Origin of the sequence: Bryocella elongata (assembly GCF_900108185.1) — a bacterium.
Taxonomy (GTDB): domain Bacteria; phylum Acidobacteriota; class Terriglobia; order Terriglobales; family Acidobacteriaceae; genus Granulicella; species Granulicella elongata.
Map to the genome: position 1 here is coordinate 73,032 of NZ_FNVA01000001.1, position 12,333 is coordinate 85,364.

Consider the following 12,333-nt stretch of genomic DNA (forward strand, 5'->3'; position numbering starts at 1 on the left):
CTCATGGCGCGGGCCCTGTTTCTTGTCCACGTAACGGCACAAATCGTGCCCGGACGGCCTCAAAGCACGATTTGTGACAGTACCGTCACGGTTGAACCTCGTTTGGTTCCCGATATCCACTGAAAACTTGCTTTCCACCGATGTAGGGCCTTGAAGCCACAGGCCTTGGGCGACATACTCGGCACAAGAGCTATACGCATCAGCTCGAGCTTCCCAGAACGAGAGTCCCCGAGCCGTGAACGCTTACCGCCGAGAAGACGTCCTCCGTATCCTCAGGTTGCCGAGCCGTCAGTTGAATACGTGGGAGCGGGCGGGCCTGGTGCCAAGCACGGAAGAATACAGCTTCCAGGATCTCGCTCAAGTGCGGAAGCTACGTGACCTGACCGCAAACCGTATCTCTGTCTCCAGCATTCGCCGCTCCGTGGACGCCATGCAGAAGGTCTCCGGGCTCGCCAATCCGCTGGTGCAGTCGGCTGCCGTCCGGGTAGGTTCTGGTGTGGTCTTTCGCCAATGGGGGGCACTGGTGAATCCGATCTCGCGGCAGATGGCATTCGACTTCGAGCTGGCGCCCTGCGCTGGAATGCAGACCGCGAGGACCTCGTCCTCGGCCCATCCGGAGATCGCCGCACAGGCACAGGAGATGTTCCTGCGCGCCGTGCGCCTCGAAGAGAGCAGCCGCACCGTCGGCGAGGCCGCAGAGATGTATCGCGGCATCCTCGAACTGCAGCCGAACCACGCTCCCGCCGCCATCAACCTCGGCACCATCTACTACAACCAGCGCGACTTTGCCGGCGCCGAGAGCATGTACCGCAAGGCCACCATCGCCGATCCCGAATACGCTCTCGCGTTCTTCGATCTCGGCAACGTGCTGGATGAGCAGCAGCGGCTGCCCGAGGCCATCGAGTCCTACGAGCAGGCCCTCAAGCTCGTTCCTGGCTACGCCGATGCGCACTACAACATCGCGCTGGCCTATGAGCGCCTGAAGGAGCCGCGCAAGGCGCTCCGTCACTGGACCGCCTACGCGAAGCTCGACCCCACAGGCCCCTGGGCCAGTCACGCCCGTCAGCAGGCCAAGCGCATCCTCGCGCAGGAGCCGCTGGCGATCGTCTGCCGCCATGGACGGCAGATGAAGGGTAAGTAACACAGCTTCTGGCCTTTAGCTCGAGACCCGTAGCTCACAACTCGAGACCCGATCGTCCTGTCTCCTTCGACCGGTTCCGGGCCGTCCCATCACCGCTCAATCCGCGCCCCCACTGATACACTCCCATTCGAGCAGCAGTCACCACACCTCTGCGCGTAAGGGAGAGCCGCCGCATGGCCGCACCGTCCACCTATCGCCCGTTCGTCTCCGCCGATGAGAGCCCCAAGGAGCTGACCGTCCGGGCTCTCGTCCTGGGGGCCATCTTCGGCATTATCTTCGGCGCGGTGACGGTCTACGTCGGCCTCAAGGCCGGCCTCACGGTGGCAGCGTCCATCCCCATCTCGGTGCTTTCGATCTCCATTCTGCGAGTCTTCGGCCGCGCATCGATCCTCGAGAACAACATCGTGCAGACGGCCGGCAACGCAGGCCAGTCCATCGCCTCGGGCGTCATCTTCACCCTGCCCGCGCTGGTCTTCCTCGGCTTCGACCTCGAAGGCTTCCGCATCTTCGCGCTGGCATTGTTCGGTGGCTGGCTTGGCGTGCTCTTCATGATTCCGCTGCGACGCCAGCTCATCGTCGAAGAGCATGCCACGCTCACGTATCCCGAAGGCACCGCCTGCGCGGAGGTCCTCAAGGCTGGCGAGCGCGGAGGCTCCTTCGCGAGCCGCGTCTTCCTTGGCCTGGGCTTCGGCGCGCTTTATGCGCTCTTCCAGAACGAGGGTCTAACGGCTCTGTTTCCAGCGACTCCGAATAAGAACTTCAACTTTGACCCGAACGGTCAGCAGATCATGAAGGGCGCCGCAATCCGCGCCGACGTCACGCCCGAATACCTCGGCGTGGGCTACATCATCGGCATCCGCGTCGCGGCCATCATGCTTGCTGGCGGCGTCTTCTCCTGGCTGGTGCTGATGCCCACGATCGTCTTCTTCGGCAAGCACCTCCCCGGCCCGCTCTATCCGGGCACCGTGCCCATCAGCATGATGGATCCCAGCTCGCTGTGGCGCACCTACGTCCGGCCCATGGGCGCGGGAGCCGTCGCGGCCTCGGGCCTCATCACCCTGCTGCGCACCGCCCCCACCATCATCAGCGCGCTTACTTCAGGCTTCTCCAAGATGGGAGCCAAAGTGGACGACAAGCTGGCCCCCACCCGCTCCCGCATCGAGCATGACCTGCCCATGAGCGTCGTCGCTGGCGGCAGCCTATTGCTCGTCCTCCTGATGTTCGTCTTCCTGCAGTTCAAGCCGGTGCCGGGAGCGCAGGTGGGTGTGCTGGCGAACTTCGCGGCATCGCTGCTCATCATGGTCTTCGGCTTCCTCTTCGTCACGGTGAGCGCCCGCATCGTCGGCATCGTCGGCTCGTCGGCCTCACCGGTCAGCGGCATGACCATCGCAACCCTCATGGCCACCGCCGCGATCTTCCTCGTCAAGGGATGGACCGCCCCAGCCTTCGGCGCTCTCGCCATCACCATCGGCGGCGTGGTGTGCATCGCAGCCTCCAACGCCGGCGACACCTCGCAGGATCTCAAGACCGGCTTCCTCATCGGCGCCACGCCCTGGAAGCAGCAGGTCGCGGTCATGTTCGGCGTGGTCATCTCCACACTGGTCATCGGCCTCACGCTCAACCTGGTCAACAAGGGCTTTGAGAGTTTCAGCAAACTGCCGCAACCAAAGACGTTCTCGCTGGCAGCTCTGCCGGAAGGCGTGCAGAACCAGGGCAACTTCACGCGCGACGAGGTGAAGCTGCGTGCCACCGCATCGTCCTCCGCACCTGTCACCGGCACGCTGGCCAACCCGCACAGCTACATCCTGCTCAACGCCATCGGCTCGCCCACGCTGGAGGATGGCAAGTACCTCTACAACCCCGCCACGCAGCAGATCGAGGTGCAGTGGACGCAGGGTATCGGCAGCGAGAAGGCTGCCGCGCCGCAGGGCCGCCTCATGGCCACGGTCATCAATGGCATCCTGAGCCGCAAGCTGCCGTGGGGTCTCGTGCTGCTCGGCGTCGCGCTGGTCATCGGGATCGAGCTGCTCGGCGTGCGTTCGCTCACCTTCGCCGTCGGAGCGTACCTCTCCATCGGCACCACGCTGGCCATCTTCTGTGGCGGCCTGGTGCGCTGGCTCTCGGACCAGGCCATCGCCCGCGCGGGCAACGCTCCACAGACCGAAGCCGAGAGCGAGGTCTCGCCGGGCAGCTTGTTCGCATCCGGGCTCATCGCCTCCGGTGGCATCATGGGCCTCGTCGGCGTGGCCTTCCAGGCCTTCGACAAGACCTTCCCGCAGTTTCCGCAGAACGGCCCCCTGCACAAGGACCGGGTCAGCGTCGTATGCTTCGCCCTGCTGGGCTTCGCCCTCTACCACTTCGCCCGCAAGCCCATGCCCGCCGAAGCTGTCCTCGAAGAGGTCGAGCAGCAGGACAGCCGGCAACCCTAGTAACCTTGGACGATCACGCAAGCCCATCACCCCAAAGGATTCGGAGCACCTATGAAGCGCATTCTCGTCGCCGCAGCCCTGGCCGCGGCCCCGTTCACCCTCGCCGCGCAGACCAAGCCCGTCACGGCACCCGCGACCTCGGCCACCGATGCGGCCAAGCAGGCCAAGGTGCAGGAGCTCTTCGCTGCCATGCACGTCGAGCGCGCCAGTGAGCAGATGGTCAAGACGATGCAGGGCATGGTCGCCCACGCCGCAGAGAGCGCTCCCGGGGCGCAGGACGCCACCCCCGAGCAGCGCAAGATCATGGCGGAGTATGAGCAGAAGGCCATGGATCTCGCCGTGAAGAGCATCGGCTGGGAGGCCATGAAGCCGGTCTACTCGCAGATCTACGCTGCCGACTTCACCGACGCCGAGCTCGACGGCATGATCGCCTTCTACCACTCGCCCTCAGGGAAGGCTCTCCTCGAGAAGCTGCCCGACATCGGCCAGCAGACCATGAAGATCGTCCAGGAACGCATGCAGGCACTCCAGCCCCAGCTGCAGCAGATCACCACGGACTATGGGAACAAGATGAAGGCAACGGCGCCCGCTCCCAAGAGCCCTGACACCGGCAAGTGACAGCTCAGTGGGCCTGGAACATCTCCCTGATGTGCTCAATCGCATCCTCGGAGAACGCCTCTTCCAGCCCACGCATCGCTCCTTCCGCAGCCACGGCGGCGCGGGCCTGGATATCAGCCTCGTACATTCGGAGCTGCTGATCGAGGTCCGCGCCTTGCTGCAGACCCCGCAGGATCGCGTGGGCCAGGTCCGCACCATCGCGCATCGCAAGGTTGGCTCCCTCGCCGGAGAACGGCGACATCACATGCGCGGCGTCGCCCAGCAGCGTGACGCCAGCGCGGTGCTCCCAGCTGTGTCCCACCGGAAGAGCCCAGAGCGGTCGCGGGATCGCGACGGGCTCAGCGGTCTCCAGCAGACGCAGCAACCCCGGCGACCAGCCTGAGAACAGAGCCAGCACGTCGTCGCGACGCACCAACGCATCCCGCGCGGGTGGTTCCTCCGCCATCGTCGCCGCATATACATGCACGCCACCCGATGCCGTCAGGTGGCCGTTGATCGCTCGCCGCTCTCCCAGGGCAAACATATTTCCCTTGCCGACGAGAGCAACGTTGGCAGGATCGACCGCCGCAGCGTTCGAGTGGAGCATCTCGAAGAACGTGACCCCGGTGTACTGCGGCGTCGTGCTCGATAGCAGCGGTCGCACCCGCGACCACGTGCCGTCCGCTCCGATGACGAGGTCGAACTCCTCCACCACGCCGTTGCGAAAGCGCAGGCTCACGGGCGCTACGGGGTCCGGCTGCACGATCTTCTGCAGCGCACGCTCCCACCGGACCGTCCCTTCGGGGAGTCCACCCAACAGCACGGCGCGGATCTGAGGCCGATCCGTCTCGGGCCGTGATCGATCGACCTCGAAGTCTTCCGGCTTCGTCAGCTGGAGGATCTCGAGCTCGCCGCGGCAGTTGTAGACGCGAAAATCCTGCTCGTCATAACGCGCAATCCTCTGGAACTCCTCCCACAGCCCCGCTTCGCGCATGGCATACTGGCCGCCTTCGGCATGCAGGTCGAGCACACCGCCCTGCGCCCGCGCCGTGGCGCTGGAGTCGGACTCGAAGATGGTGGCCGTGACGCCATGGCGGTCGAGGATGTTGGCCAGCACCAGGCCTCCCGGGCCGGCGCCGACGATAGCGATGCGCAGATCGTGGGTCATATGCATAGGATGCTATGTAGATGGATAGGATGCAATGCAAATAGATAGGCCCCAATATAAAATCTCCATATGTTCCACGAAGCTCCGCTCTCGCTCGGCATGCTCATCAACCGCAGCGCCCGCCTGGGGCAGCGCTGGCTGGAGTCCCGGCTGTCCCCGCTGGGTGTTGGAGCCGCAGCCGTTCCCGTGCTCGCGGCGCTCAAGGTGCAGGACGGCATGACCCAGCGTGAGCTCGCGCGGCGCATTGGCACGGAGCAGCCCACCATGGCTCAGACCCTCGCGCGCATGCAGCGGGATGGCCTGATCCTCCGAAGTCCCAATCCCGCGGACGGTCGCAGCGAGTGCATCCACCTCACCGAAAAGGCCAAGCGCGTAATGCCGAAGATCCGCGAGCTGCTGGTCAGCGGATTTGCCGTGACCAGCAAGGGCTTCAGCACCAGAGAGATGGAGACGCTGGAGGTGCTGCTGATGCGCTGGCTCGCCAACATGGAAGCGGAGCTGGGCGACCCTCCCGCCATTGAGCCGCTGGACGCGCAGGTGCAGAAGAAAACGCCCGTGGCGCGAAGGCCACGGGCTCCAGGTACAAAACGCGTAAGAGCTATATCTCCAGGATGATCGGCATGATCATCGGGCGGCGATTCGCGTTCTTCTGCAGGAACCGCTTGAGGTCGGCGCGAATCTTGTCCTTGATCACTCCGTAGTCGCGGCGCTCCACATCGTTCGAGCTCTCCAGCGTGCGCACGACGATGTCGCGCGCGTTGCGGAGCAGCTCCGGATCGTCCGCCGCGAAGCCGCGCGTGGTGATCTCGGGCATGCCCTCGACCTCACCGGTGGCGCGGTTGATCGCGATGATCGGAAGGAACAGGCCGTCGGCGCCCAGGTGCTTGCGGTCGCGGATGACGGTGTCGCCCACGACGTCGGCGGTGGAGTTGTTGTCGATGCAGACGCGACCGGTGGTGACCTTGCCGGTCTTCTCGGCGTGGTCCTTGTCCAGCGTCAGCACTTCGCCGTCCTCGAGCAGGATCACCTTCTCCGGGACGCCGGTGGCCTTTGCCAGCTCGATGTGCCGCTTCAGGTGGCGATAGTCACCGTGCACGGGCACGAAGAACTTCGGACGCACGAGGTTGATCATCATGCGCAGCTCTTCCTGCGAGCCATGGCCGGAGACATGGATCAGGCCGTTGGTGCCGTCGTCGGAGATCACGCGGGCGTCGCGGCGCTCCAGGTGGTCGATGACGCGGTAGATGGCCTTCTCGTTGCCGGGAATGATGCGCGAGCTGAGCAGGACGGTGTCGCCCGGATCGATCTTCGCGTGCTTGTGGTTGTCCACCGCAGCGCGCGAAAGCGCCGACATGGGCTCGCCCTGGGTACCGCTGATCAGGATGCACAACTGGTTCGGAGCGTAGTCGCGGATCTGGCCCGGATTGATCAGCAGCCCCGGCGGCGGCTCCAGGTAGCCGAGGTCCTGCGCGATCTCCGCGCTGTTGTCGATCGAGCGGCCGATGAGCGCCACCTTGCGGCCATGCTTGTGGGCCAGGTCCATCGCGATCTTCATGCGGTGGATCGACGACGAGAAGCACGAGAAGAACAGCTTGCGCGGCGCGGCGGCGAAGATGTCGTCGAGGCGGGGAATGACGGCCTTTTCGCCCGGCGTGAAGCCCGGTCGGTCGACGTTGGTCGAATCCTGCAGCAGGCAAAGGACACCCTGCTTGCCGAGGTCGGCAAAGGCCTGCAGATCGAACGGGTGACCGTCGGGCGACGAGAGATCGATCTTGAAGTCGCCCGTGTGCAGCACGATGCCCACGGGTGTATGTACGGCGAGCGCCACGCAGTCGACGAGCGAGTGGGTAACGCGAATCGGCATCACCGAGAACGGCCCGATGGTGACGCGGCGGCCGGGCTGCAGCTCGATCAGGTCGGCATCGTCCAGAAGACGATGCTCGTCGAGCTTACCCTCGACGTACGCGAGCGTGAACTCGGTGCCGTAGACCGGCACATTGAGCTCGGAGAGGATCCATGGCAGGCCGCCGATGTGATCTTCATGCCCGTGGGTCAGAAGAATGGCGCGGACCTTATCGCGGTTTTCGATGAGGTAGCTGATGTCGGGAACGACGATGTCGACGCCCAGCAGCTCCTCTTCGGGGAACATCAGGCCGGCGTCGATGACGATAATGTCATCGCCGTAGCGGAGGGCGAGGCAGTTCATGCCGAACTCGCCCAGACCACCCAGCGGAATCAGTTGCAGCTTCTCGGAAGGCATCAATATGTCAGTGTAGCGCAGGCGGCCCGATGCCACCTCCGCTCGATCAGTGCTGATGGTGCGGAATGGGCCCGGTAAGTTCATCGGGGGTACAACTTGCGAGGGCCCGGCGCGTCCTCTTTCCGGAGATTGTTCCGTGAATCGTCCGATAGATTCCGATGACGAAGAAGATCCAGCCCGCCTCGCCCGCGTGCTGCGGAGGGATGACGCAGGCGACCGCAATGCAGAGCAACCCAGCGAGTACGGATCCCAGGTACGCCGTCAGGTAGGAGAGCGTCAGGGAGCGCTCCAGCCGGTTCAGGCAGAGCTGTTCCCGCTGCCGCCAGGCGTTGGCATACATCAGCGTGATGCAGAGGTAGATGGCGGAGAAGACGGCGCCGTAGATGATCATCAGGTAGCGGGGCTGGTTCACCGCGCTGAAGGTTGGGTGCTGTGGCGTCTGGATCGCCAGGGAGAAGAGAAACTTCAGCGGGTACACATAAAACAGCAGGCAGAACATCAGTGCGGAGTTCAGCACGATCGTGCCCATATCGTGCAGGCCGTACAGACGAAAGAACCTGTAATGGGCGTACCAGACCATCATGAAGAACAGGAAGCAGACGCAGAACGGAGCGAAGCCGAGCAGCACCTGGGTCAACTCGTCGAAGGTGCGGGGCACCTCGAGTGAGACGACGATCAGGGTCAAGGCGAAGCCGAAGATGACGTCGCTGAAGGCGTCGATGCGGGACATGGCTGTACCGCGAAGCCGGAAGCCGTCGCGGGCGATGTGCTCATGAAGGGCTTTCATTTCGGCAAGGGTAGCAGAGACGTCTCTGCTACCTCAGGGAAATCCTGCGGCTTTTCTGCTAGACGCCGCGCAGCACGCGGACGGGGAAGTAGAAGATCGCGGAGATCAGCTCCAGGACGCCCTTGATCGTGATGCCTACGATGCGGAAGGGAAGCATGATGAGCCAGACGATGGGGTACAGGACGATCGCAACCAGCGCCAGCGGCCAGCAGAGGATCAGAAGAATCAGGAAGAGAAGAAACTTGATCATGGTCGTAAACCTCGCATGTTGAAATACGGAGCTTGGCCCAACTGTGTTCCCTGATTGAAGGCTCCAGCCGCGCGGTGTCCGGCATCTGGAGCCTTCACGGTGGATGGCTTACCGCAGCACTTCCTCCAGCGCGGTCGAGAGGTCTGTCTTCTCATCGCGGTACTTCACGATGATGGGCGTGTAGACCGATAGACCGAGATCCTTGCCGGGGCCCTTCGTGATGGCTCGTGACCCGGCAACGACTACTGCTCCCGAGGGGATGATCAGCGGCATCTCGGGCGTGGCTTTGAGGATCGTGTTGTTCACCACGTCGTAGACCGGGGTGCCGCGGGTGAGGATGACTCCGGCGGCCAGTACGGCGCGCGAGCGGACGATGGTGCCTTCGTAAACGCCGGTGTTGCCGCCGATGAGGGCGTCGTCTTCGATGATGACGGGCGAGGCGTTGACGGGTTCGAGCACACCGCCGATCTGCGCGGCGGCGGAGAGATGAACGCGTTTGCCGATCTGCGCGCAGGAACCAACCAGGGCGTGCGAGTCAATCATGGTGCCTTCGTCGACATAAGCGCCCACGTTGACGTAAGCGGGCGGCATCATTACGACACCGCTGGAGAGGTACGCGCCGGACCGCACGCTGCTGCCGCCGGGGACGATGCGGATGCCCTGCTTCTTGGTGAAGTGACGAACGGGATAGGTGGCTTTGTCGACGAAGCTGAGCATGGGACGGGCGTCTGGATTGCTGCCGTTCATGGCTTCGAGGGCGCCAAGGCGGAAACCGAGGAGGATGCCGCGCTTGACCCAGGCGTTGACGCGCCAGCCGGTGGGCGAAGAGGCGTCGGGCTCGGCGGAGCGGAGGGTTCCGGCTTCGAGGGCATCGCGGAGTTGATGGAAGGCCTTCAGCGCGTCAGCATTGCCGACGGCTTCGGAGCCAAGCGAGAAGAAGTGCTCGATGGAGGTTTGGAGTTGATCGAAAGGCATGCTTCTTCATTCTATCGACTAGCGGGACGGACTCTACTTCTTCGTCTCATCGGCTTTGAGGGCGAAGGGAATCCAGCCGGCGAGGGTGTAGGTGCCGGGGTCTCTGTCCCATTCGGCGCGGGGCACGGCGGTGAGCTGGTCGCGGGTGAGGCCGGGAAGGTTGAGGTCGAGGATGGGGATGCCGCCTTCCTTCACGTCCACGATGTAGCCCTTGGAGATGCGGACGCCGGTGCGTTTTACCCAGTCGGCGGCCTTAATGGTCGGCAGCTGCTCGATCTGCTCCGGAGTCCAGTTGGGGAAGTGGAGCTGGTACTCGAGGAAGATGGCTGCGGGCCGGGTCATGAAGCTGGGGCGATGGCCGACGTTCGGCAGCCAGACGCTCTGGGGCAGGTTCCGCGTAGAGCCGGTGATGGCGGCGACGCGGTGGCGCAGGTCCTCGAAGAAGGGCTCGAACTCGTGCTCGTTGGACACGACGTGGTCGAGGTAGCCGTTCATGACGAGTGTGGGCCCGGCTTCGGAGCGCAAGGCGTAGAGGTCGGCGCCTTTGTCGGGCATGAAGCTGAGGGCGCGGTAGGGTGCGCCCTGGCAGTTGATGGCTGCGCTGGTGTCCCAGGTACCGCCGTTGCCGTCGAGGTTGCCGCCGCCGGAGAGGACCAGCGCGCGGATGCGGGGGACCTGCCTGCTGGCCAGTGCGGCGGCGAGGCCCGCATGGAAGCTGCCCATGGAGTAGCCGACCATGGCGATGCGGTTGCGGTCGACGTCGGGGCGTGAGGCGGCGTAGCGCAGGGCCTGGAGGGCATCCTCGATCATGAGGCCGCCGACTCGCTCGGGGTGCATGAGGCCGGGGATCGGCTTGTCGTGCTCGCCGACCTCGGAGCCACGGGAGGTGGAGCGCTCGAACTCACCGATGGGGTCGTAGGTGACGACGACCGCGCCGGCGGAGGCGTAGAGCAGGCCGGTGTACACCGCGTACCAGGAGCTCTTGTCGCCGCCATGGCCGTTGACGACGACGATGGCGGGCAGGTGGCCGCGCGGATGGTCGGGTACGTAGACGATGGCCGGAACGCGGCGGCCGAACTGGGTGGCGAAGGTGACGTGCTCGATGTGCACGCCGGGCGCGGCGGGCTGGGAGCCGAAGCTGTGGGCCGCGACCGGAGGCAGCGGGCTGTCGATGGAGAGCGCGTGCACCGCTTGCTCGCGCCATTGCTCGAGCTGGGCGCGGGAGACGGTCTGGGCTTGCACGGTGAGGCCAGCAAACAGCAAGAACGCGGCAGCGAGGGTGGGTACCCCCCCTCCCCCTTTTCTTGTGGGAGTGTTCAAAGGAGAGACTTTAGGGGTGGACTTCGACCAAGTGTGCCGGGAAGCGAAGCGAACGCACCCGCCTGCTCTTCGCTTCGACTCGGAATGGCGGATCGCAAAGATGTTCATCAGCTTGGGTTTGCCGTCTGAAGGAAGGCCCTTCTTTCATTGTAGGGATTTCAGCAGGGAAGTATGCCACTTCGGACGAATCGGCCTGGGCCGCACTGCCTGGAAGTCCGCGCAATGGAATCGCATCGAGTGCTGCGTGTGGAGTCGCGGGATATGAGTTTCCGATACGAGTGAACCAGATGCCAGTGATCGAGAGGCCAGATAGGGTCCACGCTCGAGGTTGAAGTGATGGCCGGCTGTCTATGGCAGCCGATCAGCTGCGTCGTGGTGCTTTCGCGCTCGGAAAGCTCTTCAGGACGGCCTCGGCGGGCGAGACGATCGCAACCTCCCTTGAAGTCCCGTAGACCATTCTCGTGCTGAGGGCGCCATCGATGACGCCAAGGATTGCCGTGGCCGCCGCCTTCGTGTCGAGGGCCAGGGGCTTGAGAAGGCTGGTGAGATAGTCCAGAAACCTGTTCTCGTGTGCGATCGCCACGCGATGGAACGGGTGGGCGAAGTCCGGATATTCGGACGCGATGCGAAGGAACGGGCAACCGATGATGTCGGACCGGTTCACGACCTGTTCGATCCGGGCCAAGGCTTCATGGATATCCTTCGCTGGGGCCGGGGTATCGAGGTATTCAAAGAACGATCGGTCGCGATATTCAAGGTATGCGGCCACGAGGTCATCCTTGCTCGGGAAGTGGCGGTAGAAGGTCGCCTTCGCGACCTCGGAGGCAGCCATGATCTTCTCGGTGCCGGTGGCGCGGACGCCTTCTGCGTAGAAGAGGCGGTCGGCAGCCTCGAGGATTCTCTCCCGTGGATCGGATTGTTTTTGCGTGGCCATGGAAATATCTTGACAGAAGACAGACTTGTCTGTCTATACTTGACCCATCAAGACAGACAGGTCTGTCTCGTAATCAGCTTCAAGAGAGGGATGGGTGGAAATGGCTAAGTTCGCATTGCTTGTTGAGTTGAAGGCCAAACCGGGGAAGGAATCGGAAGTCGAGGCGTTTCTCGAGAAGGAGGCTTCGCTGGTGCGGGGCGAGGCCGGCACGCTGTCGTGGCATGCGACGGCGGTTGAAGGTGGGGCTGGAGACTATCGAATCTTCGACACCTTCGATGACGAAGCTGCCCGCGAGGCCCATTTGAACGGCGAGGCAGGACAGGAGCTTGTGGCGCACGCGGAGGAGCTGTTCTCCGAGACACCCAGGGTCTTCCGGCTTCGAGTGGTTGCCCAGAAGTAAGGGGCTTCGCAGGCTCTGGCGCACTGCGGTCAGCGCGCCGGGCACCAACACAACCTTCGAAAGAGTGAATGA

The 12,333-nt window shown here is 63.9% G+C and carries 12 protein-coding genes; 5 read left to right on the forward strand and 7 right to left on the reverse strand.

Going from position 1 to position 12,333, the window contains the following annotated elements:
* Window positions 1-235 precede the first annotated feature (235 nt).
* The 3 genes from C4S68_RS00290 (at window position 236) to C4S68_RS00300 (ending at window position 4,188) form a co-directional block, all read left to right on the forward strand.
* Entirely contained in the window at window positions 236-1,141 is a 906-nt protein-coding gene (locus C4S68_RS00290) for a tetratricopeptide repeat protein (protein WP_103931054.1), read from the forward strand.
* Window positions 1,142-1,314: 173 nt separating this feature from the next.
* Window positions 1,315-3,570 carry an OPT family oligopeptide transporter gene (locus tag C4S68_RS00295; RefSeq protein ID WP_103931055.1) on the forward strand — a complete coding sequence of 752 codons (2,256 nt, stop codon included), beginning with the start codon at window positions 1,315-1,317 and terminating at the stop codon, window positions 3,568-3,570.
* Between the two features lie 51 nt (window positions 3,571-3,621).
* Window positions 3,622-4,188 carry a DUF2059 domain-containing protein gene (locus C4S68_RS00300; protein WP_103931056.1) on the forward strand — a complete coding sequence of 189 codons (567 nt, stop codon included), beginning with the start codon at window positions 3,622-3,624 and terminating at the stop codon, window positions 4,186-4,188.
* Window positions 4,189-4,192: 4 nt separating this feature from the next.
* Here the strand turns inward: C4S68_RS00300 and C4S68_RS00305 are convergent, their stop codons facing one another.
* Entirely contained in the window at window positions 4,193-5,335 is a 1,143-nt protein-coding gene (locus C4S68_RS00305; RefSeq protein WP_160114929.1) for an FAD-dependent oxidoreductase, read from the reverse strand.
* A gap of 69 nt (window positions 5,336-5,404) precedes the next feature.
* On the opposite strand from C4S68_RS00305, the gene C4S68_RS00310 reads away from it, so the two are divergent.
* The gene (locus tag C4S68_RS00310; RefSeq protein WP_103931058.1) at window positions 5,405-5,950 is read left to right on the forward strand and encodes a MarR family winged helix-turn-helix transcriptional regulator; all 546 of its coding nucleotides are present in this window, start codon (window positions 5,405-5,407) and stop codon (window positions 5,948-5,950) included.
* Here the strand turns inward: C4S68_RS00310 and C4S68_RS00315 are convergent.
* The 6 genes from C4S68_RS00315 to C4S68_RS00340 form a co-directional block, all read right to left on the reverse strand.
* Complete coding sequence (locus C4S68_RS00315; RefSeq protein ID WP_103932075.1) at window positions 5,934-7,595, reverse strand: ribonuclease J; 1,662 nt, start codon at window positions 7,593-7,595, stop codon at window positions 5,934-5,936. The two genes, C4S68_RS00310 and C4S68_RS00315, sit on opposite strands and share 17 nt — an antisense overlap.
* Window positions 7,596-7,641: 46 nt before the next feature.
* On the reverse strand, window positions 7,642-8,382 hold the full coding sequence (locus tag C4S68_RS00320; protein ID WP_103931059.1) for a TMEM175 family protein: 741 nt from the start codon (window positions 8,380-8,382) through the stop codon (window positions 7,642-7,644).
* 58 nt (window positions 8,383-8,440) lie between these two features.
* Window positions 8,441-8,632 (reverse strand): hypothetical protein, encoded by a 192-nt coding sequence (locus C4S68_RS00325; RefSeq protein ID WP_103931060.1) that lies wholly within the window; start codon window positions 8,630-8,632, stop codon window positions 8,441-8,443.
* Window positions 8,633-8,740: 108 nt separating this feature from the next.
* Entirely contained in the window at window positions 8,741-9,607 is an 867-nt protein-coding gene (locus C4S68_RS00330; RefSeq protein WP_103931061.1) for a 2,3,4,5-tetrahydropyridine-2,6-dicarboxylate N-succinyltransferase, read from the reverse strand.
* Between the two features lie 33 nt (window positions 9,608-9,640).
* Window positions 9,641-10,870 (reverse strand): acetylxylan esterase, encoded by a 1,230-nt coding sequence (locus C4S68_RS00335; protein WP_235011251.1) that lies wholly within the window; start codon window positions 10,868-10,870, stop codon window positions 9,641-9,643.
* A 418-nt stretch (window positions 10,871-11,288) separates the two neighbouring features.
* Complete coding sequence (locus tag C4S68_RS00340; RefSeq protein ID WP_103931063.1) at window positions 11,289-11,861, reverse strand: TetR/AcrR family transcriptional regulator; 573 nt, start codon at window positions 11,859-11,861, stop codon at window positions 11,289-11,291.
* 100 nt (window positions 11,862-11,961) lie between these two features.
* Between C4S68_RS00340 and C4S68_RS00345 the strand changes: the two genes are divergently transcribed.
* Window positions 11,962-12,261 (forward strand): putative quinol monooxygenase, encoded by a 300-nt coding sequence (locus tag C4S68_RS00345; protein WP_103931064.1) that lies wholly within the window; start codon window positions 11,962-11,964, stop codon window positions 12,259-12,261.
* The last annotated feature ends 72 nt before the right edge of the window (window positions 12,262-12,333 follow it).

Bases quoted from the DNA above. Each gene is read 5' to 3' on its own strand.
- C4S68_RS00295 (WP_103931055.1), top strand. From the start codon at position 1,315: ATGGCCGCACCGTCCACCTATCGCCCGTTCGTCTCCGCCGATGAGAGC.
- C4S68_RS00300 (WP_103931056.1), top strand. From the start codon at position 3,622: ATGAAGCGCATTCTCGTCGCCGCAGCCCTGGCCGCGGCCCCGTTCACC.
- C4S68_RS00305 (WP_160114929.1), bottom strand. From the start codon at position 5,335: ATGACCCACGATCTGCGCATCGCTATCGTCGGCGCCGGCCCGGGAGGC.
- C4S68_RS00310 (WP_103931058.1), top strand. From the start codon at position 5,405: ATGTTCCACGAAGCTCCGCTCTCGCTCGGCATGCTCATCAACCGCAGC.
- C4S68_RS00315 (WP_103932075.1), bottom strand. From the start codon at position 7,595: ATGCCTTCCGAGAAGCTGCAACTGATTCCGCTGGGTGGTCTGGGCGAG.
- C4S68_RS00320 (WP_103931059.1), bottom strand. From the start codon at position 8,382: ATGAAAGCCCTTCATGAGCACATCGCCCGCGACGGCTTCCGGCTTCGC.
- C4S68_RS00325 (WP_103931060.1), bottom strand. From the start codon at position 8,632: ATGATCAAGTTTCTTCTCTTCCTGATTCTTCTGATCCTCTGCTGGCCG.
- C4S68_RS00330 (WP_103931061.1), bottom strand. From the start codon at position 9,607: ATGCCTTTCGATCAACTCCAAACCTCCATCGAGCACTTCTTCTCGCTT.
- C4S68_RS00340 (WP_103931063.1), bottom strand. From the start codon at position 11,861: ATGGCCACGCAAAAACAATCCGATCCACGGGAGAGAATCCTCGAGGCT.
- C4S68_RS00345 (WP_103931064.1), top strand. From the start codon at position 11,962: ATGGCTAAGTTCGCATTGCTTGTTGAGTTGAAGGCCAAACCGGGGAAG.